Source organism: Pseudomonas sp. AN-1, from assembly GCF_034057115.1.
Lineage (GTDB): Bacteria > Pseudomonadota > Gammaproteobacteria > Pseudomonadales > Pseudomonadaceae > Geopseudomonas.
Genome location: NZ_CP139195.1, coordinates 1,055,575 through 1,082,008 on the forward strand (window position 1 = coordinate 1,055,575; position 26,434 = coordinate 1,082,008).

24 protein-coding genes and 1 tRNA gene are annotated in these 26,434 nt (G+C 68.8%); 13 read left to right on the forward strand and 12 right to left on the reverse strand.

All coding sequences use genetic code 11. The features are described from left to right. Positions 1-117: 117 nt before the first annotated feature. On the reverse strand, positions 118-1,674 hold the full coding sequence (ahpF, locus tag SK095_RS04685; protein ID WP_320548054.1) for an alkyl hydroperoxide reductase subunit F: 1,557 nt from the start codon (positions 1,672-1,674) through the stop codon (positions 118-120). 269 nt (positions 1,675-1,943) lie between these two features. Here ahpF and SK095_RS04690 point away from each other — a divergent pair, with 269 nt between their 5' ends. Continuing rightward, positions 1,944-3,584, forward strand: coding sequence for a VRR-NUC domain-containing protein (locus SK095_RS04690; RefSeq protein ID WP_320548055.1), 1,641 nt, complete (start codon positions 1,944-1,946; stop codon positions 3,582-3,584). Then, positions 3,581-5,854, forward strand: a complete 2,274-nt coding sequence (locus SK095_RS04695) for an ATP-dependent DNA helicase (protein WP_320548056.1) — start codon at positions 3,581-3,583, stop codon at positions 5,852-5,854. Before SK095_RS04690 ends, SK095_RS04695 begins: the two co-directional genes overlap by 4 nt. A gap of 22 nt (positions 5,855-5,876) precedes the next feature. On the opposite strand, the gene SK095_RS04700 is transcribed toward SK095_RS04695, so the two are convergent. From SK095_RS04700 to SK095_RS04745, 10 genes are all read right to left on the reverse strand, one after another. Further along, positions 5,877-6,176 carry a cyd operon YbgE family protein gene (locus SK095_RS04700; RefSeq protein WP_320548057.1) on the reverse strand — a complete coding sequence of 100 codons (300 nt, stop codon included), beginning with the start codon at positions 6,174-6,176 and terminating at the stop codon, positions 5,877-5,879. Beyond that, on the reverse strand, positions 6,160-6,276 hold the full coding sequence (cydX, locus tag SK095_RS04705; RefSeq protein ID WP_136490714.1) for a cytochrome bd-I oxidase subunit CydX: 117 nt from the start codon (positions 6,274-6,276) through the stop codon (positions 6,160-6,162). The genes SK095_RS04700 and cydX overlap by 17 nt, the downstream gene beginning before the upstream one ends. A gap of 119 nt (positions 6,277-6,395) precedes the next feature. Continuing rightward, the gene (gene cydB, locus SK095_RS04710) at positions 6,396-7,538 is read right to left on the reverse strand and encodes a cytochrome d ubiquinol oxidase subunit II (RefSeq protein WP_320548058.1); all 1,143 of its coding nucleotides are present in this window, start codon (positions 7,536-7,538) and stop codon (positions 6,396-6,398) included. Positions 7,539-7,550: 12 nt separating this feature from the next. Then, a complete protein-coding gene (locus SK095_RS04715; RefSeq protein ID WP_320548059.1) occupies positions 7,551-9,125 on the reverse strand; it encodes a cytochrome ubiquinol oxidase subunit I in 1,575 nt (524 codons plus the stop codon). Then, on the reverse strand, positions 9,122-9,346 hold the full coding sequence (gene cydP / locus SK095_RS04720) for a cytochrome oxidase putative small subunit CydP (protein ID WP_320548060.1): 225 nt from the start codon (positions 9,344-9,346) through the stop codon (positions 9,122-9,124). The genes SK095_RS04715 and cydP overlap by 4 nt, the downstream gene beginning before the upstream one ends. A gap of 246 nt (positions 9,347-9,592) precedes the next feature. Then, complete coding sequence (locus tag SK095_RS04725) at positions 9,593-10,915, reverse strand: sensor histidine kinase (protein WP_320548061.1); 1,323 nt, start codon at positions 10,913-10,915, stop codon at positions 9,593-9,595. Beyond that, positions 10,912-11,589: a response regulator transcription factor gene (locus SK095_RS04730; RefSeq protein ID WP_136488155.1), complete on the reverse strand. Its 678-nt coding sequence runs from the start codon at positions 11,587-11,589 to the stop codon at positions 10,912-10,914. Before SK095_RS04730 ends, SK095_RS04725 begins: the two co-directional genes overlap by 4 nt. After that, complete coding sequence (locus SK095_RS04735) at positions 11,589-11,894, reverse strand: PepSY domain-containing protein (RefSeq protein ID WP_136488154.1); 306 nt, start codon at positions 11,892-11,894, stop codon at positions 11,589-11,591. The genes SK095_RS04730 and SK095_RS04735 overlap by 1 nt, the downstream gene beginning before the upstream one ends. Beyond that, entirely contained in the window at positions 11,894-12,202 is a 309-nt protein-coding gene (locus SK095_RS04740) for a PepSY domain-containing protein (protein WP_320548062.1), read from the reverse strand. Before SK095_RS04740 ends, SK095_RS04735 begins: the two co-directional genes overlap by 1 nt. A 381-nt stretch (positions 12,203-12,583) precedes the next feature. Continuing rightward, positions 12,584-12,671: transfer RNA gene (locus SK095_RS04745), tRNA-Ser, on the reverse strand. Positions 12,672-12,801: 130 nt separating this feature from the next. Here SK095_RS04745 and SK095_RS04750 point away from each other — a divergent pair. The 8 genes from SK095_RS04750 (at position 12,802) to SK095_RS04785 (ending at position 19,281) form a co-directional block, all read left to right on the forward strand. Further along, positions 12,802-13,470: a Bax inhibitor-1/YccA family protein gene (locus SK095_RS04750; RefSeq protein WP_201486735.1), complete on the forward strand. Its 669-nt coding sequence runs from the start codon at positions 12,802-12,804 to the stop codon at positions 13,468-13,470. A 93-nt stretch (positions 13,471-13,563) separates the two neighbouring features. Further along, positions 13,564-13,956 carry a sulfurtransferase complex subunit TusD gene (gene tusD / locus SK095_RS04755; RefSeq protein WP_201486734.1) on the forward strand — a complete coding sequence of 131 codons (393 nt, stop codon included), beginning with the start codon at positions 13,564-13,566 and terminating at the stop codon, positions 13,954-13,956. Between the two features lies 1 nt (position 13,957). Beyond that, a complete protein-coding gene (gene tusC, locus SK095_RS04760; RefSeq protein ID WP_201486733.1) occupies positions 13,958-14,317 on the forward strand; it encodes a sulfurtransferase complex subunit TusC in 360 nt (119 codons plus the stop codon). Next, positions 14,317-14,616 (forward strand): sulfurtransferase complex subunit TusB, encoded by a 300-nt coding sequence (gene tusB / locus SK095_RS04765; protein WP_136488082.1) that lies wholly within the window; start codon positions 14,317-14,319, stop codon positions 14,614-14,616. Before tusC ends, tusB begins: the two co-directional genes overlap by 1 nt. Next, on the forward strand, positions 14,613-14,948 hold the full coding sequence (locus SK095_RS04770) for a TusE/DsrC/DsvC family sulfur relay protein (RefSeq protein WP_201486732.1): 336 nt from the start codon (positions 14,613-14,615) through the stop codon (positions 14,946-14,948). Before tusB ends, SK095_RS04770 begins: the two co-directional genes overlap by 4 nt. After that, positions 14,945-15,928: a glycosyl transferase family protein gene (locus tag SK095_RS04775; RefSeq protein WP_320548063.1), complete on the forward strand. Its 984-nt coding sequence runs from the start codon at positions 14,945-14,947 to the stop codon at positions 15,926-15,928. Before SK095_RS04770 ends, SK095_RS04775 begins: the two co-directional genes overlap by 4 nt. A 58-nt stretch (positions 15,929-15,986) precedes the next feature. After that, entirely contained in the window at positions 15,987-18,629 is a 2,643-nt protein-coding gene (locus SK095_RS04780) for a DEAD/DEAH box helicase (RefSeq protein ID WP_320548064.1), read from the forward strand. A 1-nt stretch (position 18,630) separates the two neighbouring features. After that, complete coding sequence (locus SK095_RS04785) at positions 18,631-19,281, forward strand: 2'-5' RNA ligase family protein (protein WP_320548866.1); 651 nt, start codon at positions 18,631-18,633, stop codon at positions 19,279-19,281. Here SK095_RS04785 and speC read toward each other — a convergent pair. Beyond that, on the reverse strand, positions 19,271-21,427 hold the full coding sequence (gene speC / locus SK095_RS04790) for an ornithine decarboxylase (protein ID WP_320548065.1): 2,157 nt from the start codon (positions 21,425-21,427) through the stop codon (positions 19,271-19,273). The two genes, SK095_RS04785 and speC, sit on opposite strands and share 11 nt — an antisense overlap. 329 nt (positions 21,428-21,756) lie before the next feature. Here speC and SK095_RS04795 point away from each other — a divergent pair, with 329 nt between their 5' ends. The 3 genes from SK095_RS04795 to rbbA all read left to right on the forward strand — a co-directional run bounded on the left by SK095_RS04795 (position 21,757) and on the right by rbbA (position 26,433). Further along, on the forward strand, positions 21,757-22,524 hold the full coding sequence (locus SK095_RS04795) for a YoaK family protein (protein ID WP_320548066.1): 768 nt from the start codon (positions 21,757-21,759) through the stop codon (positions 22,522-22,524). Positions 22,525-22,630: 106 nt separating this feature from the next. Further along, positions 22,631-23,704 carry an HlyD family secretion protein gene (locus tag SK095_RS04800; RefSeq protein ID WP_136488075.1) on the forward strand — a complete coding sequence of 358 codons (1,074 nt, stop codon included), beginning with the start codon at positions 22,631-22,633 and terminating at the stop codon, positions 23,702-23,704. Continuing rightward, positions 23,701-26,433, forward strand: coding sequence for a ribosome-associated ATPase/putative transporter RbbA (gene rbbA, locus SK095_RS04805; protein WP_320548067.1), 2,733 nt, complete (start codon positions 23,701-23,703; stop codon positions 26,431-26,433). The genes SK095_RS04800 and rbbA overlap by 4 nt, the downstream gene beginning before the upstream one ends. The last annotated feature ends 1 nt before the right edge of the window (position 26,434 follow it).

The following is a 26,434-nucleotide window of genomic DNA, read 5'->3' on the forward strand; positions in this document are numbered from 1 at the left end:
CACTGCAAGCATGGCACACGGACGCCGCTCGGGCATCGGGTTGCCGCGCCAGCCGCCGCCACACAAAAAACGCCCGCCCCGGTCTGGCCGGAGCGGGCGTTCTGGGGTGCCTGGCGATCAGCCCTGGCGGATCAGGTGGTCGAAGGCGCTCAGCGAAGCCTTGGCGCCCTCCCCCACGGCGATGACGATCTGCTTGTACGGCACGGTGGTCACGTCGCCGGCGGCGAACACGCCGGGGATGTTGGTCTGGCCCTTGGCGTCGACGATGATCTCGCCGAAGCGGGTCAGCTCCACGGTGCCCTTCAGCCAGTCGCTGTTGGGCAGCAGGCCGATCTGCACGAAGATGCCCTCCAGCTCGACCTCGTGCACCGCGTCGTCGTGGCGGTCCTTGTAGATCAGGCCGTTGACCTTCTGGCCGTCGCCGGTCACCTCGGTGGTCTGCGCCATGGTGATCACGCTCACGTTGGGCAGGCTGTGCAGCTTCTTCTGCAGCACCGCATCGGCGCGCAGCTGCTCGCCGAACTCCAGCAGGGTCACGTGGGCGACGATGCCGGCCAGGTCGATGGCCGCCTCGACGCCGGAGTTGCCGCCGCCGATCACCGCCACGCGCTTGCCCTTGAACAGCGGGCCGTCGCAGTGCGGGCAGTAGGCCACGCCGCGGCCGCGGTATTCCTGCTCGCCCGGCACGTTCATCTCGCGCCAGCGCGCGCCGGTGGCGAGGATCACCGTCTTCGCTTTCAGCTCGCCGCCGTTGTCGAACTGCACGGTGTGCAGGCCATCGCCGGTCTCGGCCGGGATCAGCTTGCTGGCGCGCTGCAGGTTGATGATGTCGACCTCGTACTGGCGCACGTGCTCTTCCAGCGCGCGGGCCAGTTTCGGGCCTTCGGTCTCCGGCACCGAGATGAAGTTCTCGATGGCCATGGTGTCCATCACCTGGCCGCCGAAGCGCTCGGCGGCGACGCCGGTGCGGATGCCCTTGCGCGCGGCGTAGATGGCCGCCGCGGCGCCGGCCGGGCCGCCGCCGACCACCAGCACGTCGAAGGCGGTCTTCGCGTTGAGCTTGTCGGCCTCGCGGGCGCCGCTGTTGGTATCCAGCTTGGCGAGGATCTCCTCGACGCCCATGCGGCCGTTGCCGAACGGCTCGCCGTTGAGGTAGATGCTCGGCACCGCCATGATCTGGCGCCGCTCCACCTCGTCCTGGAACAGCGCGCCGTCGATGGCCACGTGCTTGATGTTGGGGTTGAGCACCGCCATCAGGTTGAGCGCCTGCACCACGTCCGGGCAGTTGTGGCAGGACAGCGAGAAGTAGGTCTCGAAGCGGAACTCGCCCTCGATGCCCTTGATCTGCGCGATCACCTCGTCGGAGACCTTCGGCGGGTAGCCGCCCACCTGCAGCAGGGCCAGCACCAGCGAGGTGAACTCGTGGCCCATGGGCAGGCCGGCGAAGCGCGGGCCGATCTCCACGCCGTCGCGGCGGAAGCCGAACGAGGGCTTGCGGGCGTCGGTGCCGGTGGTGTTCAGGGTGATCTTGTCGCTCAGGCCGTTGATGTCGTTGAGCAGCGAAACCATCTCGTCGGACTTCTCGCTGTCGTCCAGGGAAGCGACGATCTCGTACGGCTCGGTGACTTTCTCGAGGTAGGCTTGCAACTGGGCTTTCAGGTTGGCGTCCAACATATGGCGATGTTCCTCTGCAAATCGGGGTTGATCTGTTTCAGATTAGGGGAGATGCCTGCCGTGGAAATTGCCCGTGGTCAGTGTTCGGCGTGTCTGTCGACGCTGTCGGGGCTTGGCTGGCTGCCTGGAGTGAATCCTACGCCTCACCGGGCCTCGATCCCATTTGATTGAATCAAGTAGTTCGATTGAAGCTGCCTATCGATACCCGGCGCAGGGAAATCCGACGCGCAGCATTGACAATGCTGGATGCCTATACAGATCATCCGGCCATGTCAGTGCCACTACCTCCCGAACTCTATTACCTCGGCAACTTCCGCACTGCGCTCGCCTGGGTAGACGAGCGCCATGCCGATCTGCTGTCCGACGAAGAGTCCCGCTTCATCGCCCGCTTCGCCGAACTGGCCGTACCGGCACAGGCGCTGCTGGTGCGCATGGTCATGCGCAAGGGCAGCCACTTCCGCGCCAGCAAGCTGCGATACGACGAGATCGGCGATATCGCGGCGGCTGCCCGGCCGCTCCTCGAACTGGGCTGGCTGAGCGAGCGGGCACCGCTGGAGGCCGCCGCAGTCGCCGCCCTGCTGCGCAAGGACGAGTTGCTCGCCCACCTGCCGCTGGCCGACCGCCGCGCCAGCCAGAAGAAGGCCGAGCTGGAGGCGCAGCTGCTGGCGCTGGAGCTGCCGGCGCAGCCGTTCGCCGCCTGGTGCCCGAACCTCGACGAGCGCCTGTACAGCCTGCAGGTCGGCGAGCTGTGCGACCGCCTGCGCCTGCTGTTCTTCGGCAACCTGAGCCAGGACTGGTCGGAGTTCGTCCTCGCCGACCTCGGCATCTACCGCTACGAACCGGTGGCGATCGCCCCGGAATCGCGCGGCTTCCGCTGCCGGGAGGACGTCGACGACTACCTGTTCCTGCGTGCGCGGCGCGAGCGCTTCGAGGCCGGCGAGCCCGTCGCGGATCTGCTGGAAGGACTGCTCGACTTCGCCAGCGCCAATCCCTACCTGCAGTCGCGCCATGCCCGGCTGCTGTTCAGGCTGGCCCAGCAGCTGGAGAAGGACGGCGAGGCCGAGGCGGCGCTGGCCCTCTACCGGCGCAGCGCCCACGGCGAGGCGCGCTGGCGGCAGATCCGCGTGCTGGAGAAGCTCGAACGCCACAGCGAGGCCCATGCGCTGGCCGTGCAGCTGAGCGCCAGCCCCGGCAGCGACGAGGAAGCCCAGCGCCTTGAGCGGGCGCTGCCGCGCCTTTCGCGCAGGCTCGGCCTGCCCGCCCCCGCACGCCGCGCCGCCGTCGCCGAATGCCGCAGCGAGCTGGTGCTGCCGCGCCCGGCGCACGGCAGCGTCGAGCACGCGGTGCGCGAGCACCTGCACCGCGAACAGGCGCCGGTGCACTACGTGGAGAACACCCTGCTGTGCAGCCTGTTCGGCCTGCTGTGCTGGGAGGCGATCTTCGCGCCGCTGCCGGGGGCCTTCTTCCATCCGTTCCACAGCGGGCCGGTCGACCTGTACGGCAGCGACTTCCACGAGCGGCGCCGGGCGCTGTTCGACGCCTGCCTGGCGCGTCTGGACGACGGCAGCTACCGGGCGCACGTGCGCCTGCTGCATCGCACCAAGTTCGGCACCCAGTCGCCCTTCGTGTTCTGGAACCTGCTCGACGAGGCGCTGCTCGAACTGGCGCTGGCCTGCATCCCCGCCGCGCACCTGCGCGCCTGCTGCGAGCGCCTGCTGCGCGACCTCAGGGCCAACCGCGCCGGCATGCCCGATCTGATCCAGTTCCACCCCGCCGAGCGCCACTACCGACTGATCGAGGTGAAGGGCCCGGGCGACCGCCTGCAGGACAATCAGAAGCGCTGGCTGGCCTTCGCCGCCGAGCACGGCATCCCGGTCGAGGTCTGCTACGTGAGCTGGGCCGAGGCATGAGCTACGCCATCGCCGTGCGCGCGCTGTGCGAGTTCACCGCCAAGGCCGGCGATCTCGACCTGCGCTTCACCCCCTCGCCCAGCGCCCAGGAAGGCATCGCCGGGCACCAGACGGTAGTGAGCCGGCGCGGCCCGCACTACCAGGCCGAGCTGCCGCTGGCCGGAACCTGGCAGAGCCTCATGGTCAGCGGCCGCGCCGACGGCTACGACCCGGCGCAGAACCTGCTGGAAGAGATCAAGACCCACCGCGGCGACGTGGCACGCATCCCCGACAACCACCGCCAGCTGCACTGGGCGCAGGCCAAGGTGTATGGCTGGCTGCTCTGCCAGAACCGCGGCCTCGCGGAGATCGAGCTGGCGCTGGTGTATTTCAACGTGCTGACCCAGGAGGAAACGGTGCTGCGCGAGCGCTTCGCGGCGGCCGAGCTGGAAGCCTTCTTCGCCCTGCAGTGCCGGCGCTTCATCGCCTGGGCAGAGCAGGAAGAGGCGCACCGCACGGCGCGCGACGCCAGCCTGGAACGGCTGCGCTTCCCCTGGCCCGAGTTCCGCCGCGGCCAGCGCCAGCTGGCCGAAGCCGTCTACCGCGCCACCCGCGACGGCCAGACGCTGATGGCGCAGGCCACCACCGGCATCGGCAAGACCCTCGCCACCCTGTTCCCGCAGCTCAAGGCCTTCCCCGGACAAAAGCTCGACCGCCTGTTCTTCCTCACCGCCAAGACCCCCGGCCGGCGCCTGGCCCTGGATGCGCTGGCCAGCCTGCGCCAGCAGGAAGACGACCTGCCGCTGCGCGTGCTCGAGCACGTGGCGCGCGACAAGGCCTGCGAGCATCCGGACAGGAGCTGCCACGGTGAGTCCTGCCCGCTGGCCAGGGGCTTCTACGACCGCCTGCCCGCCGCGCGGCTGGCGGCGCTCGGGCGGCGCTGGCTGACCCAGGGCGAGGTGCGCGAGATCGCCCTCGCCCATCAGGTCTGCCCCTACTACCTGAGCCAGGAGCTGTGCCGCTGGGTCGACGTGGTGGTCGGCGACTACAACTACTACTTCGACATGAGCGCCCTGCTCCACGGCCTGACCGTGCTCAACGACTGGCGGGTGACGGTGCTGGTCGACGAGGCGCACAACCTGGTGGAGCGGGCGCGCGGCATGTACACGGCGGAGCTGGACCAGCACGTGTTCATGGACATGCGCAGGTCGGCGCCGGCCAAGCTGAAGAGCCCGCTGGAGCGCGTCGGCCGCCACTGGAACCAGCTCAACCGCGACCAGGACAGCGACTACCGGATCCTGCCCAGCGTGCCGGACCTGTTCGTCGCCGCGCTGCACAAGGCCGTCTCCGCCATCACCGATCACCTGACCGACCAGCCCGACGGCAACGACCGCGCCCTGCTGCAGTTCTACCTCGACGCCCTGCAGTTCTGCCGCCTCGCCGAGGCCTGGGGGCCGCACTCGCTGTTCGACATCAGCCGCCATGCCGGCGCGGGAACGCGCGCCCGCTCGACGCTCTGCCTGCGCAACGTGGTCCCGGCGCCTTTCCTCGCCGGGCGCTTCGCCAGCGCCCACAGCACCACGCTGTTCTCCGCCACCCTGCGTCCGGCCGATTACTACCGCGATCTGCTCGGCCTGCCGGAGCAGACCCGCTGGCTGGAGGTGGAATCGCCCTTCGCCGCCGAGCAGCTGGAGGTGAGGGTCATGCGCAACCTGTCGACCCGCTACCAGCATCGCGCGACGAGCCTGGCGCCGATCTGCCGGATCATGGCCGAACAGTATCGGGACAGGCCGGGCAACTACCTGGCGTTCTTCAGCAGCTATGCCTACCTGCAGCAGGTGCGCGAGCTGTTCACGACGCTGCATCCGGAGATTCCCACCAGCGCGCAGACCCGCAGCATGGACGAGGGTGAGCGCCAGGCGTTCCTCGACGGCTTCACCGAGCACTCGCGCGGCATCGGCTTCGCCGTGCTGGGTGGCGCCTTCGGCGAGGGCATCGACCTGCCCGGCCGGCGCCTGATCGGCGCCTTCATCGCCACCCTCGGCCTGCCGCAGGTCAACGCGATCAACGAGGAGATCAAGGCGCGCATGCAGGAGATGTTCGGTCAGGCCATGGGGTACGACTACGCCTATCTGTATCCGGGGATGCAGAAGGTCGTCCAGGCCGCCGGGCGGGTCATCCGCACCACCGCAGACCGGGGCGTGGTGCATCTGCTCGATGACCGCTTCGCGCAGCCCAGGGTCCGGGAGCTGCTGCCGAGCTGGTGGCAGGTGGAGTTGGTGAGATGTTGAATGCCGGGGCGCGAGGCGGTGCTCAACCCTGCGCCTGCCAGAGAATCGCGTAACCCAGGCCCATCAGCAGCCAGCCGCCCAGCGGATGGAAGATGCTGCGCCACAGCCGGCTGTACGGATCGAAGCCGACGCCGTGGATGAAGCCGCTGGAAATCCCCCACATCACCAGCATCAGCAGGCCGTGGCTGTAGCGGCCCTCGGCGTCGAGCATGGCGGCGGGATGGATCAGCAGCACCAGCGCCAGCGGTGCTGCCAGCAGCAGGGAGCCGGCGCGGCTGATGCCGCGCTGCAGCCAGGGACAGGGCTCAGCGGTCACCCGCATCGCCCTCGTCGAGGTTCTGGGTGGTTTCCAGCCACAGGGCATTGATGATGCCGAAGCTGCACGCCAGCAGCACGCCGAGGATCCAGGCGAAGTACCACATCTGTCGTTCTCCTTGGCCCAGGTGGGCACTGATCGAGTAGGGTGCGCCGTGTGCACCGGAAAACCACCGTGGCCCATGGTGCGCATGGCGCACCCTACGCTCGGCCACGGTTCGCGGCCTCAGTAAAGACCGTGCGGGTTGCTCTCGATGGTCTGGTCGGTCAACCGGCCCCACATGCGGGTGTAGCACCACAGGGTGTAGAGCAGGATCAGCGGCACGAAGATGCCCGCCACCACCAGCATGATGCCCAGGGTCTTGTGGCTGGACACCGCGTCCCACACGGTCAGGCTCGACGCCGGGTCGAGGCTCGACGGGAACACGAAGGGGAACAGCGCAAAGCCCGCGGTGCAGATGGTGCCGACGATGGCCAGGCTGCTGCCGAGGAAGGCCACAAAGCCACGATTGAACAGCGCGCCGAGCAGCGCCAGCACTCCGCCGGCCAGGCCCGCCAGCGGGGCGAGGCGGGTCAGCGGGTACTGCGCGTAGTTGGCCAGCCAGCCGCTGTTGTCCAGGCTCACCTGCTTGTGCAGCGGGTTGAGCGCCGCGCCCAGGTCACTGAAGCCGCCGACCAGGCTGAAGCCCTGGATGCCCATTACCAGCCAGGTGCCGGCCGCCGCGAAGGTCAGCAGGTACACCAGCGCGCACAGCTGGGTGGCCTTGCGCGAGCGCTGGTGCAGGTCGGCGTCGGTACGCATCATCAGCCAGGCGCCGCCGTGGGTGCACAGCATGCTCAGGCTGACCATCCCGGCGAGCAGGGCGAACGGATGCAGCAGGGCGAAGAACGAACCCTCGTAGGTCGAGCGCATCAGCTCGTCGAGGCGGAACGGCAGGCCGAGGAACAGGTTGCCGAAGGCCACGCCGAACAGCAGCGCAGGCGCCGCGCCACCGACGAACAGCGCCCAGTCCCAGGCGCCGCGCCACTTCTGGTTCTCCAGCTTGCTGCGGTAGTCGAAGCCCACCGGGCGGCAGAACAGCGCGAACAGCACCAGCAGCATCGCCCAGTACAGCCCGGAGAAGGCGGTGGCGTAGACCATCGGCCAGGCGGCGAACAGCGCGCCGCCGGCGGTGATGAACCACACCTGGTTGCCGTCCCAGTGCGGGGCGATGGTGTTGATCGCCACCCGCCGCTCGTTGTCGGTGCGGCCGACGAAGGGCATCAGCGCCATGGCGCCCATGTCGAAGCCGTCGGTAAGGGCGAAGCCGATCAGCAGCACGCCGATCAGCACCCACCAGAGGAGTTTCAGGGTTTCATAGTCGAACATGGCGGTCTCTCCTCAGGCCCTGGCCGCTTGCGCGCCGGCCAGGCGCTCGAAGTGGTAGCGGCCGGTGTGCAGGCTGGACGGGCCGAGACGGGCGAACTTGATCATCAGGTACATCTCCACCACCAGCAGCAGGCTGTAGAAGGCTATCAGGGCGATCAGCGAGCCCCAGACGTCGCCGGTGGTCAGGCTGGAGGCCGACAGATGGGTCGGCAGCACCTCGCCGATCGACCACGGCTGGCGACCATGCTCGGCCACGTACCAGCCGGTCTGCGCGGCGATCCACGGCAGCGGCAGGCTGAGCAGCGCCCACCTGAGCAGCCAGGGCTTGGACTCCTCGTTCTTGCGCGCCGAGGCCCAGAAGGCGCAGGCGAACAGCGCCAGCATCAGAAAGCCCGAGGCGACCATGGCGCGGAAGCTCCAGAACAGGCTGAACACGTGGGGAATGGTGTCCCTGGCGGCCAGCCGGATCTGCTCGTCGCTGGCGTCGACCACGTCCGGGGTGTACTTCTTCAGCAGCAGGCCGTAGCCCAGATCGTGCTTGACCTGCTCGAAGGCGGCGACGGTTTCCGCGCTCTGGTCGCCGCCCCGCAGTCGCTCGAGCAGTGCGTAGGCGGTCATGCCGTTGCGGATGCGCGCCTCGTGCTCGACGATCAGGTCCTTGATGCCCTTGACCTCCTCGTCCAGCGAACGGGTGGCGATCAGGCCCAGCGCCCAGGGAATCTTCACTGCGTAGTCGGTGCGCATCTCCTCCTGGTTGGGCAGGCCGAACAGGGTGAAGCCAGCCGGCGCCGGGTGGGTTTCCCACTCGGCCTCGATGGCCGCCAGCTTGGTCTTCTGCACGTCGCCGATCTCGTAGCCGGACTCGTCGCCGAGGACGATCACCGAGAGGATCGAGGCCAGGCCGAAGGCCGAGGCGATGGCGAACGAGCGGCGGGCGAAGCCCAGATCGCGCTGCTTCAGCAGGTACCAGCTGGAAATCGCCAGCACGAAGATCGCCCCGGTGACGTAGCCGGCGGCCACGGTGTGCACGAACTTGACCTGCGCCACCGGGTTGAAGATCAGCGCGCCGAAATCCACCAGCTCCATGCGCATGGTCTGGTAGTTGAACTCGGCGCCCACCGGGTTCTGCATCCAGCCGTTGGCGATCAGGATCCACAGCGCCGACAGGTTCGAGCCCAGCGCCACCAGCCAGGTCACCGCCAGGTGCTGCACCTTCGACAGCCGGTCCCAGCCGAAGAAGAACAGGCCGATGAAGGTCGACTCGAGGAAGAACGCCATCAGCCCCTCGATGGCCAGCGGCGCGCCGAAGATGTCGCCGACGTAGTGGCTGTAGTAGGCCCAGTTGGTGCCGAACTGGAACTCCATGGTCAGCCCGGTGGTGACGCCGAGGGCGAAGTTGATGCCGAACAGCTTGCCCCAGAACTTGACCATGTCCTGGTAGACCTGTTTGCCGGTCATCACGTAGACCGACTCCATGATCGCCAGCAGGAAGGCCAGCCCGAGCGTCAATGGCACGAACAGGAAGTGGTACATCGCGGTCATGGCGAATTGCAGACGCGACAGGTCGACGACGGCTTCCGAGATCATCTCGGCTCCTCCTCGTTCAGGGATGCGGGCGATGCGGGAGAGGTTTGCGGAGTGCCGAGCAGACGCTCGCTGACCCGGGCGGTGCCGTTTTCCGGCACCGTGGGTTCGGTGAACCAGACCGCCTTGATGGTCAGCAGGATGGCCAGCTTGACCAGCAGGATGACGCCGATCTCACGCACCAGCGGGATGCGCCACGGCGACTGCGGGGGGACTTGCGGCATGACGACAGCTCCTCAGCCTGCGGACGCCAATCCGGCGATCCGGCGATCCGGCGGCGACCAATGAACCACTCTAGTCGCTGTGCGGAACACCGCTGGCGTGCGGGCTGCAGTCATCGTACTCCCCCAGGTATAGCGAAAGACCGAGCGAGACACTTGGTCGCAGCAGGAAGCACAGGGGGCGGGCGTAGGGGCGAATTCATTCGCCAGTTGCGGGGCACTTGGGCGAATGAATTCGCCCCTACAGGATCACGCGAGCGCGCGGCGCGGCAGGCGCAGGCGCGCGCACAGCCCGCCGAGCTCGGCGCTGTCCTCCAGGCTCAGGCTACCGCCGCAGGCCTGGGCGATGTCGCGGACGATGGCCAGGCCCAGGCCATGGCCGGCCACCTGCTCGTCGAGGCGGTTGCCACGCGCGACCACCGTCTCGCGCTGTTCCGGCGCGATGCCCGGGCCGTCGTCCTCGACGCACAGCCAGTAGCCTTCGCCATCCGCGCCGGCGCTGACCCGCACGGCGCTGTCGGCCCACTTGCAGGCGTTGTCCAGCAGGTTGCCGAGCGCCTCCAGCAGGTCCTCGCGGTCCCATGGCAGGCGCAGTCCCTCCGGCGCCTGCCAGTCGATGTCGACGTGCGGATGGATCTGCCTGAGGGTCGCGCACAACGCGGGCAGCTCGGTGGCGCAGTCGAAGTGCGCGCCGGGCAGCGCCTCGCCGGCCAGACGCGCGCGGCCCAGCTCGCGGGCCAGGCGCTGCTCGATCTGCTCCAGCTGCTCGCGCAGGGTGGCACGCAGTTCCGGCTGGGCGCGCAGCTCCTCGCGATTGGCCAGGCTGACCAGTACCGCCAGCGGCGTCTTCAGCGCATGGCCGAGGTTGCCGAGGGCGTGGCGCGAGCGCTTGAGGGTCTCCTCGGTGTGGTGCAGCAGGTGGTTGACCTGCCCCACCAGCGGCTCCAGCTCGCGCGGCACGTCGCTGTCCAGCGCGCCGAGGCGGCCGGCCTGCAGTTCGGCGATCTGCGCGCGCACCCGCTCCAGCGGCGCCAGCGCACGGCGTACGGTCAGCCACTGCAGCAGCAGCGCCAGCAGCAGGCCGCCGGCGCCGAGGCCGAGGCCGAGCCAGCGGATGCGCGCGAGGCTGGCGAGCACCGGGCTGTAGTCCTGCGCCACGCTGATGGAGAAGTTCTGCCCGAAGCGGCGGAAGTCGCCGCGATAGACCAGCAGGCGCTGGCCCTCGATGCCGTCCTCCAACCCCGGCGCCAGCCCCTTGCGTGGCGGGCGCGGCAGCTCGCTGTCCCACAGCGAACGCGAACGCCAGACGTCCTCGGCGAAGTCGATGCGGAAATAGCGCCCGGAAAAGGTCCGCTGGTAGGCCGGGTGCAGGCGCCGCTCGTCCAGCTGCACGCCCTCCTCGCCGCGCACCAGGGCGATCAGCAGGGTCTCCGCCTCATCCTGCAGGTTGCTCTCGTGGTAGCGGCGCAGGCCGCTGTCGAGCAGCCACAGGCTGCCCTGCAGCAAGGCGAGCATGACCACCGTCAGGGTCGCCGTCAGGCCGAGGCCGAGGCGGCTCTGGAGCGACCTCACCCGTCCTGCTCCGCGTCGCCGGCGTAACGGTAGCCCTGGCCGCGACGGGTCTCGATCACGCCGCGGCCGAGCTTGCGGCGCAGGTGGTTGACGTGCACTTCGATGACGTTGGACTCGCGCTCATTCTCGCCATCGTAGAGGTGCTCGGTGAGCTGGGTCTTGGAGAGGATCTGCCCGGGATGCAGCATGAAGTAGCGCAGCAGGCGGAATTCGGCGCCGCTCAGGGAAATCTCCTCGTCGCCGCGGCGCACGCACTGGCGCGCCTCGTCGAGAACCAGGCCGGCGGCCTTCAGCTCGCTCTGGTTGGCCACGCCGTGGGCGCGGCGCAGCAGCGCCTGGATGCGCAGGGCCAGCTCCTCGGGGTGGAACGGCTTGCTCAGGTAGTCGTCGGCGCCGGCCTTGAGGCCGTCGATGCGTTCGGCCCAGCTGCCGCGCGCGGTGAGGATCAGCACCGGGATGGCCAGGCCGTCGGCGCGCCAGCGACGCAATACCTCGAGCCCCGGCATGCCGGGCAGGCCGAGGTCGAGGACCACCAGGTCGTAGGGTTCGGTAGCGCCCTGCACCAGGGCATCGCGGCCGTCGGCCAGCCAGTCCACGGCATAGCCCTGGCGGCCGAGGTCGGCCAGCAGTTCGTCGGCGAGGGCGACGTTGTCTTCCACCAGCAGCAGGCGCATCAGTCGTCCTCCTCGTCCTTGAGGATGCGGCCCGTGACCGCATCCAGATCCAGTTCGCGCACCTGACCGCCGTCGGTGAGCAGCTCGACCTCGTAGACGTACTGGTCGTCCTCCTCCTCCAGCTCGGCCTCCAGCAGGCGCGCGCCGGGGTAGCGCTGCATGGCCTGCTGCAGCAACTGCTGCAGCGGCTGGATCACGCCCTCCTGGCGCAGGCGCAGGGCCTCGTCCTGGTCGAGATCGCGGGCCTGCGCCGAGGCGATCAGGCACAGGGTCAATCCGGCGATGAAGGGCGTGGTCTTGATCATCAGTCGTCCTGGTGGTCCTTGAGGATCTGGCCGTTGGTGGCATCCAGCTCCAGGTCCCACTGCACGCCCTGGGCGTCACGCAGTTCGACCTGGTAGACGTAGCGGCCGTACTCCTCTTCCAGCTCGGTTTCCTCGACGGCGGAACCCGGGTGCTTGGCGATGGCGGCTTCGTTGAGCTTCTCGAAGGACATGATGGTACCCGCATCGCGCAGTTTCAGCGCCTCGTCCGGGCCGAGGTCGCGGGCCTGGGCTACACCGGCGGTGGCGGCGATCAGGGCGGTGGCAAGCAGGGCAGTGAGTTTATTCATCTTCGATCTCCTGGGGAGTGAGTGGCTTTCGATGGGTTCACTCTAACCAGCGCTGCTTAATTGAGCCTGAAACAGCCATGGCGGACGGAGCGGCCTGAACTTGCCAGGACCACTGCTTGTAGACGTTGTTCTCCCCTTCGCTGCCGATGGCGACCTGATACAGCGACAGGTAGATCTCTTAGAAGGCTTCGATCTGGTGCATGGCGAGTTCGGCGCATCGACCGTCAACCGACCGGAGATCATGTAGATACCGCGCCGGGCCTTGGACGTCGATGCAGAAGACTGACCAAGACCAGCAAGCAACCACGAAATGAACAGATGGGGAACAGCAAAGCCCAGAAACGCCAAAGCCCCGATTTCCGGGGCTTTGCGCTGAATAGATGGCGGAAGCGTAGAGATTCGAACTCTAGGACAGTTGCCCGTCGGCGGTTTTCAAGACCGCTGCCTTAAACCACTCGGCCACGCTTCCACAACGGGCGGCAATACTACCCGATCGAAACAGACTGTCAAACTCTGTTTCTTGGCGCGGCGTCCGGCTTTGCTAAGATTCGGGCATCCCGCCAATCTGGCGGACGTTGCATGTCCAGGAGGAAAGCACAATGCGCGAACAACCCTATGTCCTGCAGGGCACGCAGGTCGACCAGATCGAGACCAGCAAGGTCCTGCGCAACACCTACGCCCTGCTGGCGATGACCTTGGGCTTCAGCGGCCTGGTGGCCTTCGCCGCGCAGCAGGCCCATGTGCCGCACCCGGGCATCCTGATCACCCTGGTCGGCTTCTACGGCCTGTTCTTCCTCACCGTGAAGCTGCGCAACTCCGGCTGGGGCCTGCTCAGCACCTTCGCCCTGACCGGCTTCATGGGCTACACCCTCGGCCCGATCCTCGATCGCTACCTGAGCATGGCCAACGGTGCCGACGTGATCGTCAGCGCCTTCACCATGACCGCCATCGTGTTCGGCGGCCTGTCGGCCTACGTGCTGACCACCCGCAAGAACATGAGCTTCCTGTCGGGCTTCATCACCGTGGGCTTCTTCGTCCTGCTCGGCGCCATGCTGGCCGCCTGGCTGTTCGAGATCAGCGGCCTGCAACTGGCGATCAGCGCCGGCTTCGTGCTGTTCTCCTCGGCGGCGATCCTCTACCAGACCAGCGAGATCATCCACGGCGGCGAGCGCAACTACATCATGGCGACCATCAGCCTGTATGTGTCGATCTACAACCTGTTCATCAGCCTGCTGCAGATCTTCGGCATCATGGGCAGCGACGACTGATCCCACCCTGCCGTGCACTCCATGGAGCCCGCCTTTTGGCGGGCTCTTTCGTTTGCGTTTATCATGTGCGGCATTGTTGCCAGGCCGCTCCAGATGAAATTCGCCATCGCCCTGTTCGCCCCGCCCCATGCCCCGTCCAGCCGCCGTGCCCTGCGTTTTGCCGAGGCGGTGCTGGCTGGCGGCCACGAGATCGTCCGCCTGTTCGTCTATCAGGATGCCGTACAGCTGGCTTCCGCGCTGACGGTCAGCGCCCAGGACGAGCTGGACCTGCCGGCCGCCTGGCGCGCCTTCGTCACCGAGCACCAGCTGGATGGCGTGGTGTGCATCGCCGCCGCCCTGCGCCGCGGCGTGCTGAACGCGGAAGAAGCGCAGCGCTACGGCCGCGCCAGCCACAACCTGGAGGCGCCCTGGGAGCTGTCCGGTCTCGGCCAGCTGCACGAGGCGGCCCAGGACGCCGACCGCCTGATCTGCTTCGGAGGGGACTGAGATGGCCAAATCCCTGCTGCTGATCTGCCGCCGCTCGCCGTGGAACGGCCCGGCCGCCCGCGAGGCGCTGGACATCGCCCTGGCCGGCGGCGCCTTCGACCTGCCGATCAGCCTGCTGTTTCTCGACGACGGCGTGTTCCAGCTGCACAGCGGCCAGCACCCGAAAGCCATCGAGCAGAAGGACCTGACCGCCAACCTGCAGGCGCTGCCGCTGTTCGGGGTCGAGGCGCTGTACGTCGCCGCCAGCGACCTGCAGCACCGCGGCCTCACCGCCCGGCAGCTCGCCCTGCCGGTCACCGAGCTGCCCGACGCCGAACTGCCTGCCCTGCTCAACCATCACGACCTGGTGATCACCCTCTGATGGCCACCCTGCACCTGCTTTCCCGTTCGCCGTTCGCCGACACCAGCGGCGCCAGCTGCCTGCGCCTGCTCGGCCCGGGCGATGGCCTGCTGCTCTGCGGCGACGCCGTCTACGCCCTGCAACCCGGCTCGCAGCCGTTCGAGGTGCTGCGCGCGCTGCCGGCCGACCGCCGGCTGTTCGCCCTCGCCGAGGACCTCCAGGCCCGCGGCATCGCCGCGCCGGAGTTCGTCCACCCGCTCGACTACCCCGGCTTCGTCGAGCTGACCCTGCGTTTCGAGCGGACCAACAGCTGGCTATGAGCATGATCACCGTAGACGGCAAGGACATCGCCCTGGACAAGGACGGCTACCTGGTCGCGCTGGACGACTGGAACCCGGCGGTGGCCGAGGCGCTGGCCGCGCGCGAGCAGATCGTGCTGGGCGCGGCGCACTGGGAAATCCTCGAACTGCTGCAGCGCTTCTATGCCGAATTCCAGCTGTCGCCGGCCACCCGCCCGCTGATCCGCTACACCGCCCAGCAGCTCGGCCCGGAAAAGGGCAACAGCCTGCACCTCAACCAACTGTTCCACGGCACTCCCGCCAAACTGGCCGCCAAGCTGGCCGGACTGCCCAAACCGACCAATTGCATATGACCCCGACCCTGGTGACTCCCGCAGAACACCCCTTCGCGCAGTTCGTGCGCATCCTCGGCAAGGGCAAGCGCGGCGCGCGCAGCCTGACCCGCGAGGAGGCCCGCGAGGCCATGGGCATGCTGCTCGACGGCAAGGCCGAGGAGGTGCAGCTCGGCGCCTTCCTCATGCTGCTGCGGCACAAGGAGGAGAGCGCCGAGGAGATCGCCGGCTTCACCGAGGCGGTGCGCGAGCGCCTCAACGCACCGCCCACCGTGGTCGATCTGGACTGGCCGAGCTACGCCGGCAAGAAGCGCCACCTGCCCTGGTACCTGCTGGCGGCCAAGGCCCTGGCCGCCAGCGGCGTGCGCATCCTGATGCACGGCGGCGGCGCGCACACCGCCGGGCGCCTGTACAGCGAACAACTGCTCGACCGGCTGGAAATCCCCTGCTGCGCCGACTGGAATGCGGTGGTGCACGCGCTGGACGAGCGCCACCTCGCCTTTATCCCGCTGGGCGCCTGGATGCCGCGCCTGCAGCACATGATCGACCTGCGCAACACCCTCGGCCTGCGCTCGCCGATCCACTCGCTGGCCCGCGTGCTCAACCCGCTGGGCGCGCGCTGCGTGCTGCAGAGCATCTTCCACCCCGGCTACCAGGCCATCCACCGCGAGGCCAGCGTGCTGCTCGGCGACCATTCCCTCGTCATCAAGGGCGATGGCGGCGAGATCGAGGTCAATCCCGACGTCGACACCCACCTGTTCGGCGCCACCGCCGGCCAGGCGTGGGACGAGGAGTGGCCGGCGCTGTCGGCGCAGCGCCACGTCAAGCCGGCCAGCCTCGACCCCGAGCACCTGGCCGCCTTCTGGCGCGGCGAGGCCGAGGACGCCTACGGCCGCCTGGCCGTGCTCGCCACCATGGCCCTCGCCCTGCGTGGCCTGGGCCTGGAGCGTGAGGCCGCCTTCCAGCGCGCCGCCGAACTGTGGGAGCGTCGACTGGGGTGAGCCGTCGGGGTGGGCTGCCGGATCGGGAGCCGCCCGAGGCTTTGCGGTCCGATCATCCATGACCCTGAGCATCCACCAGCTGCGCGTACAGGACTGGCGCCAGGCCTTCGGCGCCGGCGACTACAGCCGTGGCCGCGACTATTTCCTCGACAACCGCTCGCAGATCGACGGCTTCGAGAAGGGCGTGCTGCTCGCCGAATGCCGCGGCTCCGGCCGCCAGCGCTACCGCCAGCGCATCCGCCTGATCGACCGCGGCGCGCACTGGGACGTCGACGGCCGCTGCAGCTGCCCGGTCGGCTACAACTGCAAGCACGTGGTCGCCGCCCTGCTGACCCTCGAGCGCCTGCAGCTGCAGGGGCATAGCGTGCCCGACCGCGACGCCCCGCCGGAGGTCATCGACCTGCCCGCCGCGGCGCCGCAGCCGCGGCTGATCCTCGGCAGCCACGTGCGCGTGCACTACGACGCGCGCAAGGGGCGGATGATCGAGCAGACCCAGCACCGCGCCGCCCTGTCGTTCGACTACCAGGGCCACGTCACCTTCGGCCGGGTGGCGCAGAAGGAGTGGCTGGTCAGCCTCGATGCCCGCCGGCAGCTGCGCATCGCCCGCCAGCTGGAAGTCGAGGCCGCGCTGCGCCAGCAGCTCACCGCGTGCGGCTTCAGCATCGCCCTGCGCCGCAGCGAGGCCCTGCCGGAAAGCGCCGGCGAGCCCTTCGAGCTGCCCGACGATGCCGCCTGGCTGCACTTCGTCCGCGAGCAGCTGCCGCAGTTGCGCGAACAGGGCTGGCAGATCCGCCTGCAGCCGGACTTCCAGTTCAACCTGGCGACCCTCGGCGACTGGCACGTCGGTATCGAGGAAGCCGAGGAAGGCGACTGGTTCGACCTGGAGATGGGCATCGAGGTGGACGGCGAGAAGGTCAGCCTGCTGCCGATCCTGCTCCACGCCATCCGCCACTCGCCCTGGCTGCTCACCGGCGAGGCGCTGGCCCGGCGCGGCGACGACGAGGAGCTGCTGGTGCCGCTGCCGCGCAGCTACGGCGGACGCCGCGTCGCCCTGCCCTTCGGCCGCCTCAAGCCGCTGTTGGCCAGCCTCGGCGAGCTGTACTTCCGCGCCGAGCAGGACGAGGACGCGATCTGGAGCGAACGCCTGCGCCTGGGCCGCGCCGACGCCGCGCGCCTGGCAGCTCTGGAGCAGGTGCCGGCGCTGCACTGGCTGGGCGGCGAGCGCCTGCGCGAGTTCGCCCGCCGCCTGCAGGAGCTGCCGCAGCAGCCGGTGGCCACCCCGGCCGGTCTGCGCGCCGAACTGCGCGACTACCAGCAGCACAGCCTGGCCTGGCTGCAGGCCCTGCGCGAACTCAAGGTCGGCGGCATCCTCGCCGACGACATGGGCCTGGGCAAGACGCTGCAGACCCTGGCGCACATCCTCGCCGAGAAGCAGGCCGGCCGGCTGACCAGCCCGGCGCTGATCGTCATGCCCACCAGCCTGATTCCCAACTGGCAGGACGAGGCGGCGCGCTTCGCCCCCGACCTGCGCGTGCTGGCGCTGCACGGCGCCAGGCGCAAGGCGCTGTTCGAGCAGATCGACCAGCACGACCTGGTGCTGACCACCTACGCCCTGCTGCCGCGCGACCTCAAGCAGCTGCATGGCCGCCACTGGCACCTGCTGATCCTCGACGAGGCGCAGAACATCAAGAACCCGCGCAGTCGCGCGGCCCAGGCCGCCGGCCAGCTCACCGCCGACCAGCGCCTGTGCCTGACCGGCACGCCGCTGGAGAACCACCTCGGCGAGCTGTGGTCGCTGTTCAACTTCCTGATGCCCGGCTGGCTGAGCGACAGCAAGGCGTTCACCCGGGTCTACCGCACGCCGATCGAGAAGCGCGGCGATGCGCTGCGCCTCGCCCACCTGGTGGCGCGGGTCAAGCCCTTCCTGCTGCGCCGCACCAAGGAGCAGGTGGCCCGCGAGCTGCCGCCGAAGACCGAGATCACCCAGCGCATCGAGCTGACCGACGTGCAGCGCGACCGCTACGAGACCCTGCGCCTGGCCATGGACCAGAAGGTGCGCGCCGAGATCCAGCGCCTCGGCCTGGGCCGCAGCCAGCTGGTGATCCTCGAAGCGCTGCTGCGCCTGCGCCAGGCCTGCTGCGACCTGCGCCTGCTCGGCGACGAGGGCACCGAACACGCCAGCGCCGACTCCGGCAAGCTCACCGCCCTGCTGGAGATGCTCGAGGAGCTGATCGCCGAGGGCCGCCGCGTACTGCTGTTCTCGCAGTTCACCAGCATGCTCGGCCTGATCGAAGCCGAACTGAAGGCGCGCAAGATCGCCTACGCCAAGCTCACCGGCGCCACCCAGGACCGCCGCGCGCCGGTAGAGGCGTTCCAGGGCGGCCGGGTGCCGGTGTTCCTGATCAGTCTCAAGGCCGGCGGCGCCGGCCTCAACCTGACCGCCGCCGACACGGTGATCCACTTCGACCCCTGGTGGAACCCGGCCGCCGAGGCCCAGGCCAGCGACCGCGCCTACCGCATCGGCCAGGACAAGCCGGTGTTCGTCTACCGGTTGATCGCCCGCGGCAGCGTCGAGGAGAAGATCCAGCAGCTGCAGCAGAGCAAGGCCAGTCTCGCCCGCAGCGTGCTGGAGGGCGGCGGCCAGGGCGACTGGACGCTGAGCGAGGCCGACCTCGACGCCCTGCTGGCGCCGCTTGCCTGAGGTGCGCTTCTCCGATCCGCTGCAGGCACCGGCGCAGAGCATCGCCTGCGAGCGGCGCGACTATCCCGAGTGGCACCGCGGCCGCACCCGCTATGGCGTGTGGACCCTGCCGGTCGATTGCCCGCGCATCCTCGCCCGCCTCGAGCGGGCGCGCGCGCACCTGAGCGCCTGGCTGCACGACGACTACCGGCGCCAGGCGCATGTGACCCTGTTCGTCTGCGGCTTTCCGGCCGAGGCCGCGCGCTTCGACGACGACTTTCCCGGCGAACGCCTGGCCGCGCAGATCGACGCCCTCAGTGCCCTGCGCGCCGGCCGCTTCGAGCTGCAGATCGGCAACCTGGACAGCTACGCCAGCGCGCCCTTCCTCACCGTGAGCGATCCCGACCGGCGCCTGGAGGCCCTGCGCTCAGCGCTGGGCCAGCACAGCGCGGAAATCCGCCAGGCACCCTATCATCCGCACCTGACGGTCGGCCTGTACGCCCGCGCCGTGCCGCGGCAGGCCCTGCAGCAACGGCTGGGCGGGTTCGCCGACGCCGAGCCGCTGGCGCTACCTATCCACGAACTGCACTACAGCACCTACGCCGCCAGCGAGCTGGCTGGCCCGCTGCACGTCGAGCACCGCCTGGCACTGCGCCCCAGCCCTAGGTCTTGATCACGTAGCCGTAGGCGCGCTTGCGTCCGTCCGCCTCGCGCTGCAGGTAGACGCCCTGGATTTCCGGCTCGAAGCCGGGCAGCGCGTTGACGCCCTCCTCCAGCGCCAGGAAATACTGCAGCGCCGCACCGCCCCACACCTCGCCCGGCACCACGCAGAGCACTCCCGGCGGATAGGGCAAGGCGCCCTCGGCGGCGATGCGCCCGTCGATCTCGGCCAGCGGCACCAGCTCCACGTTGTTGCGCAGCAGATGCTGGTTGGCCTCCCAGGGCGTCATCGCCTGGCGGGGGAAGTGCTGCTTGCGGAACATCTGCTTCTGCAGCTTGTTCATCGCGTGGCGCCTGTAGAAATCGTGCATTTCCAGACACAGCCGGCGCAGCGTGTAGTCGGCGTACTTCTCGTGCGCGGCATGGATGGCCGGCAGCACCTCGCTCAGCGGACTGTCGTGGTCGATATGGCGCTCGAACTGGGCGATGTGCGCGACCAGATGCTGCAGCTTGGCGAAGTTGTCCGAGGGCGTGAGCAGGAACAGGATCGAGTTGAGGTCGGCCTTTTCCGGCACTATGCCGTTGGCGCGCAGGTAGTGGGCGAGCACCGCGGCCGGCACGCCGAGCGAGGCATAGCCCCCCGTGGTCGGGTCGATGCCGAAGGTGGTCAGCAACATCTTGCACGGGTCGACGTAGTACTGGTCCTTGGCGTAGCCGGCGAAGTCGTGCCACTTGTCCTCCGGCCGGAATTTGAAGAAGCGCAGGTCGTCGATGATCATCTCGGTCTCGTGCTCGGCCCACGGGCGGCCGTCCACCTGCGCCGGAATGAACGGCTTGATGTACTTGCAGGTGCGCAGCATCAGCTTGCGCGCCTCCACGCCGTTCCTGATGCACTCGCGCCACAGGTTGCGCCCGGCCAGGCCGTCGTGCATCTGCGCGTTGACGTCCAGCGCCGCGAAGATCGGATAGAAGGGGCTGGTCGAGGCATGCATCATGTAGGCGTTGTTCAGCCGCTTGTGGTTGCAGTAGCGCGGCTGGCTCTTGATGTGACGGTCCTTCTTGTGGATCTGCGACGACTGCGAGAAGCCCGCCTGCTGCTTGTGCACCGACTGGGTGACGAACAGCCCCGGGTCGTCCGGCCCCAGGTCGAGCAGCAGCGGCGAGCTGTCGTGCATCATCGGGATGAACTGCTCGTAGCCGACCCAGGCCGAGTCGAACAGGATGTAGTCGCACAGCCGGCCGATCTTCTCCACCACCTGGCGGGCGTCGTAGATGGTGCCGTCGTAGGTGCCGAGCTGGATCACCGCCAGGCGGATCGGCCGCTCCTGCTGTGCCCTGTCCGGGTCGACCTCGGCGATCGCCGCACGGATGTACTGCTCGTCGAAGCAGTGCGCATCGATGCCGCCGATGAAGCCGTAGCAGTTGCGCGCCGTCTCCAGGTACACCGGCCTGGCGCCGCAGAGGATCAGCGCGCCGAGGTGGATGGACTTGTGGTTGTTGCGGTCGAACAGCACCAGGTCGTCCTTGGCCAGCAGCGCGCTGGTAACCACCTTGTTGGAGGTCGAGGTGCCGTTGAGCACGAAGTAGGTCTTGTCGGCGTTGTAGATGCGCGCGGCGTTCATCTGCGCGTCGCGGGCCGGCCCCTCGTGGATCAGCAGGTCGCCGAGCTTGACGTCGGCGTTGCACAGGTCGGCGCGGAACACGTTCTCGCCGAAGAACTCGAAGAACGCCCTCCCCAGCGGATGCCCGCGGAAGAACTGCCCGCCCTGGTGCCCTGGGCAGTCGAAGGCCACGTTGCCGGTCTTCACGTACTCCTTGAGCGCCCTGAAGAACGGCGGGTAGAGCTTCTGCGCGTAGGTCTCGGCCGCCTGGGCGATGCGCTTGCCGTTGAAATGGCGCTCGCCCTTGCCCACCTGCAGCGTGCCGGCGATGCGCGACAGGATGTCCTCCGGCACCGCCTCGCCCGGCCGCAGGGCGACGAACAGCGGGATCGGGAAACCGGTATGGGCGATCCGGGCCAGCACCTCGCGCGCCTCGTCCGCCGCCGTCACCACGGCGGCCACGTTGGTGAAGTCGGTGCTGGCCAGATCGATCATCGCGTGTTCGAGGATGAAGCTGTCGAACAGTGAGGGCGGGCAGGCGATCTTGAACGTGCTCATGGGACTCTCCGGGCCGAAGCCCTCGGCGGCGACCTCTTGAATCTAGCCAGCGGCACGGGCTTTGCCAGCGCCCACGCCAGGCGCCGCGGATCGACGATGGGCGCGTGCGATCAATGCGTCTTTCTGTTGACCGGTGAAGCGTGCAGGTGGTGCTAACATGGGCGATCGCAATTCATTATGTTAAGTGACGCCTGATAAAATGGCTGCCTGCCCCCCACTCGCCACTGCCGCTGGATCGCCAGGCCCAACCAGCTCACCACGTGACTGCAAGCCGGCCGTATAATCCGGCCACTTACCCCGCAGCCCGGACGGAGGGATTCCCCGGAGCCATGCCGATCAAGTACGCCCGCCGCCTCACCGATCGCCGCCGTTCCCGGCAGAGCAATCGCCAGCTCGGCCTGTGCCTGGCGTTCATCGCCGGGGCGGCGAACGCCGGCGGCTTCATCGCCGTGCAGCAGTACACCTCGCACATGACCGGCATCCTCTCCTCGGTGGCCGACAACCTGGTGCTCGGCGCCAGCGACCTGGCCCTCGGCGGTATCGGCGGCCTGCTGTCCTTCGTCGCCGGGGCCATCACCTCCACCCTGCTGATCAACTTCTCGCGCCGGCGCCGCCTGCACGGCCAGTTCGCCCTGCCGCTGCTACTCGAGGCCGGCCTGCTGCTGTGCTTCGGCGTGCTGGGGGCGCGGCTGATGGAGATTCCCGGCTTCTTCGTGCCGCTCACCGTGATGCTGCTGTGCTTCATCATGGGGCTGCAGAACGCCATCATCACCAAGCTCTCCAACGCCGAGATCCGCACCACCCACGTCACCGGGATGATCACCGACATCGGCATCGAGCTGGGCAAGGCGCTCTACGTCAACCGCCACGAGCGCCCGGACCAGGCGCCGGTACGCGCCAACCGCGAGCGCCTGCGCATCAACGCCCTGCTGGTCGGCTGCTTCTTCACCGGCGGAGTCAGCGGCGCCTTCGGCTTCCAGCACTTCGGCTTTCTCGTCACCGTACCGCTGGCGGCCCTGCTGCTGACCCTGGCGCTGGTGCCGGTGTTCGACGACCTGCGCCTGGGCTGGCAACTGCGGCGGCGGCGGCGCAGCTGATGCAGCGTCCACAGGCCGGGGCGCTGCGGATAGTCCGCTTGAGCGATAGGCAATGCACGGCTGGTCTGATAGATAGAGGAAGCGCCCTCGCAAACGGATGGACGAGATGAATCAACGCAAATGGATCGCCCGCGGCATTCTCCTCGCGGCGCTGGCCGGCGCCGGCTGGCTGGTCTGGCAGGGGCTGCAGCCCAAGGGCCTCGGCGAGGGCTTCGTCAGCGGCAACGGGCGCATCGAGGCCACCGAGATCGACGTGGCCACCAAGCTGGCCGGGCGCATCGCCGCCATCGAGGTCGACGAGGGCGCCTTCGTCCAGCCCGGCCAGGTGCTGGCGCGCATGGACACCACGGTGCTGCAGGCGCAGCTCAGCCAGGCCCAGGCCCAGGTGCGCCAGGCGCAGAACGCCATCCACACCGCCCACGCCCTGGTCGCCCAGCGCGAGAGCGAGAAGGCCACCGCCGCGGCGGTGGTGCTGCAGCGCCAGGCCGAGCTGACCGCCGCGCAGAAGCGCCACCAGCGCACCGCGGCGCTGGTCAAGCGCAACGCCATGGCCCTGCAGCAGCTCGACGACGACCTCGCCGCCCTGCAGGGCGCCCAGGCGGCGCTGGCCGCGGCGCGGGCCCGGGTACTGTCCGACCAGGCCGCCATCGAGGCGGCCCGCTCGCAGGTGATCGAGGCCGAATCCGCCGTCGAGGCCGCCAAGGCCACGGTGACCCGCCTGCAGGCGGACATCGACGACAGCGCGCTGAAGATCGACCGCGTCGCCCGCGTGCAGTACCGCATCGCCCAGCCCGGCGAGGTGCTCGGCGCCGGCGGCAAGCTGCTCAACCTGGTCGACCTGGCCGACGTGTACATGACCTTCTTCCTGCCCGAGCGCCAGGCCGGCCTGGTGGCGCTGGGCAGCGAGGTGCGCGTGGTGCTGGATGCCGCGCCGCAGTTCGTCATCCCGGCCCGGGTCAGCTACGTGGCCAGCGTCGCCCAGTTCACCCCCAAGACCGTGGAGACCGCCAGCGAACGGGAAAAGATGATGTTCCGGGTCAAGGCGCGCATCGACCCGGAACTGCTGCGCAAGCACCAGGACCAGGTGAAGACCGGCCTGCCCGGCATGGCCTACCTCAAGCTCGCGCCTGAGGCCCAGTGGCCCGCCCACCTGCAGTTGAACGCGAATGCCGGCCAATGACTGAGGAGCGCGTCGCCCGGCTGGACAACGTCAGCCTCGTCTACGGCAAGACCCATGCCCTGGACTGCATCGGTCTGGAAATTCCCGCCCGGCGCATGGTCGGCCTGATCGGCCCTGACGGGGTCGGCAAGTCCAGCCTGCTGGCGCTGGTCGCCGGCGCCCGGCAGATCCAGCAGGGCACCATCGAGGTGCTCGATGGCGACATGGCCGACAAGGACCACCGCCGCGCGGTGTGCCCGCGCATCGCCTACATGCCGCAGGGCCTGGGCAGGAACCTCTATCCCACTCTCACGGTGCGCGAGAACCTCGAATTCTTCGCCCGCTTGTTCGGCCAGGCCCGCGAGGAGCGGCGCTGGCGCATCGACGAGCTGACCCGCAGCACCGGCCTGCACCCCTTCCTCGACCGCCCGGCCGGCAAGCTGTCCGGCGGCATGAAGCAGAAGCTCGGCTTGTGCTGCGCGCTGATCCACGACCCCGACCTCTTGATCCTCGACGAGCCGACCACCGGCGTCGATCCGCTGTCGCGCAACCAGTTCTGGGAGCTGATCGAGCGCATCCGCGCCAGCCGCCCGCAGATGAGCGTGCTGGTGGCCACCGCCTACATGGACGAGGCGCAGCGCTTCGACCACCTGGTGGCGATGGACGCCGGTCGGGTGCTGGCCACCGGCACGCCGGCCGAACTGCTGGCGCGCACCGCCAGCGACAACCTGGAGCAGGCCTTCATCCGCCTGCTGCCGGAGGAAAGGCGCCAGCACCACCAGGCGCTGGTGATCCCGCCGCGCCAGCACAACGACAGCATCGCCATCGAGGCGCACGGCCTGAGCATGCGTTTCGGCGACTTCGTGGCGGTCGACCGGGTGAACTTCCGCATCGAACGCGGGGAGATCTTCGGCTTTCTCGGCTCCAACGGCTGCGGCAAGACCACCACCATGAAGATGCTCACCGGCCTGCTGCCGGCCAGCGCGGGCGAAGCGCTGCTGTTCGGCAAGCCGGTGGACCCGCACGACCTGCAGACCCGCCAGCGCGTCGGCTACATGTCGCAGGCCTTCTCGCTGTACAGCGAGCTGAGCGTGCTGCAGAACCTCGAGATGCACGCCCGCCTGTTCCACCTACCGGCCGAACGCCGCCAGGCGCGCATCCGCGAGATGCTCGAGCGTTTCGAGCTGCAGGACGAACTCGACAGCCTGCCCGACAACCTGCCGCTGGGCGTGCGCCAGCGCCTGTCGCTGGCAGTGGCGGTGATCCACCAGCCGGAGATCCTGATCCTCGACGAACCCACCTCGGGCGTCGACCCGATCGCCCGCGACGGCTTCTGGGCACTGCTGATCCAGCTGTCGCGCGAGGAAGGGGTGACCATCTTCATCTCCACCCACTTCATGAACGAGGCGCTGCGCTGCGACCGCATCTCGCTGATGCACGCCGGCAAGGTGCTGGACAGCGACACGCCGCAGGCGCTGATGGAAAAGCGCGGCCTGCCGACCCTGGAGGCGACCTTCATCGCCTATCTGGAGGATGCGCAGGCCGACGCCGCGGAGGAGCAGCCGAGCGCGGACAGCGCGCCCCGCGCGGCGCCGCGCAAGGTCGCCGGCAGCGCCGAACAGCACGCGCGCTTCAGCCTGCGGCGCCTGCTCAGCTACAGTCGCCGCGAGTCCATGGAACTGCGCCGCGACCCGGTGCGCGCCCTGCTGGCGACGCTCGGCACCGTGCTGCTGATGTTCATCATGGGCTACGGCGTCAGCTTCGACGTGGAGAACCTCAGCTACGCGGTGCTCGACCGCGACCAGACCACCACCAGCCAGAGCTACCTGCAGAATATCGCCGGCTCGCGCTACTTCATCGAGCAGGCGCCGCTGGCCAGCCACGCCGAGCTGGACCGGCGCCTGCGCAGCGGCGAGATCAGCCTGGCCATCGAGATCCCGCCCGGATTCGGCCGCGACCTCAAGCGCGGCGACCGCCCGCAGGTGGCGTTCTGGATCGACGGCGCCATGCCGGTGCGCGCCGACACCGTCAAGGGCTACGTGCAGGGCCTGCACGCCAGCTACCTGCAGGAGCTGGCCCGCGAGGCCGGGGTCGACGCGACCCAGCCGGCCGAGGTGGCCATCCGCTACCGCTACAACCCCGACGTGCAGAGCCTGCCGGCGATGGTGCCGGCGATGATCCCGATCCTGCTGATGATGATCCCGGCGATGCTCACCGCCCTCGGCGTGGTGCGCGAGAAAGAGCTAGGCTCGATCACCAACTTCTACGTCACGCCGACCACCCGCCTGGAGTTCCTGCTCGGCAAGCAGCTGCCCTACGTCGGCCTGGCCATGATCAACTTCTTCACCATGGTGCTGCTCGCCGTGTTCGTCATGGGCATCCCACTCAAGGGCAGCCTGCTGACCCTGAGCCTCGGCGCGCTGCTGTACATCCTCTGCTCCACCGGGCTGGGCCTGCTGATGTCGTCGATCCTGCACAGCCAGATCGCGGCGATCTTCGGCACCGCCATCGCCACCCTGCTGCCGGCCATCCAGTTCTCCGGGCTGACCCACCCGGTGTCGGCGCTGGAGGGCGCCAGCGCCTTCATCGGCCAGCTGTACCCGACCAGCCACTTCCTGATCATCAGCCGCGGGGTGTTCTCCAAGGCGCTCGACATGGGCGAGCTGCTGCCCTCGTTCGTCCCGCTGCTGCTGGCCATCCCGCTGCTGACCCTGGCCAGCGTCGCCGGCCTGCGCAAGCAGGAGAAGTGAC

Excerpts from the sequence above, each read along its gene's own strand:
- ahpF (WP_320548054.1), bottom strand. The coding sequence starts at position 1,674 with ATGTTGGACGCCAACCTGAAAGCCCAGTTGCAAGCCTACCTCGAGAAA.
- SK095_RS04690 (WP_320548055.1), top strand. The coding sequence starts at position 1,944 with ATGTCAGTGCCACTACCTCCCGAACTCTATTACCTCGGCAACTTCCGC.
- SK095_RS04695 (WP_320548056.1), top strand. The coding sequence starts at position 3,581 with ATGAGCTACGCCATCGCCGTGCGCGCGCTGTGCGAGTTCACCGCCAAG.
- SK095_RS04700 (WP_320548057.1), bottom strand. The coding sequence starts at position 6,176 with ATGCGGGTGACCGCTGAGCCCTGTCCCTGGCTGCAGCGCGGCATCAGC.
- cydX (WP_136490714.1), bottom strand. The coding sequence starts at position 6,276 with ATGTGGTACTTCGCCTGGATCCTCGGCGTGCTGCTGGCGTGCAGCTTC.
- cydB (WP_320548058.1), bottom strand. The coding sequence starts at position 7,538 with ATGTTCGACTATGAAACCCTGAAACTCCTCTGGTGGGTGCTGATCGGC.
- SK095_RS04715 (WP_320548059.1), bottom strand. The coding sequence starts at position 9,125 with ATGATCTCGGAAGCCGTCGTCGACCTGTCGCGTCTGCAATTCGCCATG.
- cydP (WP_320548060.1), bottom strand. The coding sequence starts at position 9,346 with ATGCCGCAAGTCCCCCCGCAGTCGCCGTGGCGCATCCCGCTGGTGCGT.
- SK095_RS04730 (WP_136488155.1), bottom strand. The coding sequence starts at position 11,589 with ATGCGCCTGCTGCTGGTGGAAGACAACGTCGCCCTCGCCGACGAACTG.
- SK095_RS04735 (WP_136488154.1), bottom strand. The coding sequence starts at position 11,894 with ATGATCAAGACCACGCCCTTCATCGCCGGATTGACCCTGTGCCTGATC.
- SK095_RS04740 (WP_320548062.1), bottom strand. The coding sequence starts at position 12,202 with ATGAATAAACTCACTGCCCTGCTTGCCACCGCCCTGATCGCCGCCACC.
- SK095_RS04750 (WP_201486735.1), top strand. The coding sequence starts at position 12,802 with ATGCGCGAACAACCCTATGTCCTGCAGGGCACGCAGGTCGACCAGATC.
- tusD (WP_201486734.1), top strand. The coding sequence starts at position 13,564 with ATGAAATTCGCCATCGCCCTGTTCGCCCCGCCCCATGCCCCGTCCAGC.
- tusC (WP_201486733.1), top strand. The coding sequence starts at position 13,958 with ATGGCCAAATCCCTGCTGCTGATCTGCCGCCGCTCGCCGTGGAACGGC.
- tusB (WP_136488082.1), top strand. The coding sequence starts at position 14,317 with ATGGCCACCCTGCACCTGCTTTCCCGTTCGCCGTTCGCCGACACCAGC.
- SK095_RS04770 (WP_201486732.1), top strand. The coding sequence starts at position 14,613 with ATGAGCATGATCACCGTAGACGGCAAGGACATCGCCCTGGACAAGGAC.
- SK095_RS04775 (WP_320548063.1), top strand. The coding sequence starts at position 14,945 with ATGACCCCGACCCTGGTGACTCCCGCAGAACACCCCTTCGCGCAGTTC.
- SK095_RS04780 (WP_320548064.1), top strand. The coding sequence starts at position 15,987 with ATGACCCTGAGCATCCACCAGCTGCGCGTACAGGACTGGCGCCAGGCC.
- speC (WP_320548065.1), bottom strand. The coding sequence starts at position 21,427 with ATGAGCACGTTCAAGATCGCCTGCCCGCCCTCACTGTTCGACAGCTTC.
- SK095_RS04795 (WP_320548066.1), top strand. The coding sequence starts at position 21,757 with ATGCCGATCAAGTACGCCCGCCGCCTCACCGATCGCCGCCGTTCCCGG.
- SK095_RS04800 (WP_136488075.1), top strand. The coding sequence starts at position 22,631 with ATGAATCAACGCAAATGGATCGCCCGCGGCATTCTCCTCGCGGCGCTG.
- rbbA (WP_320548067.1), top strand. The coding sequence starts at position 23,701 with ATGACTGAGGAGCGCGTCGCCCGGCTGGACAACGTCAGCCTCGTCTAC.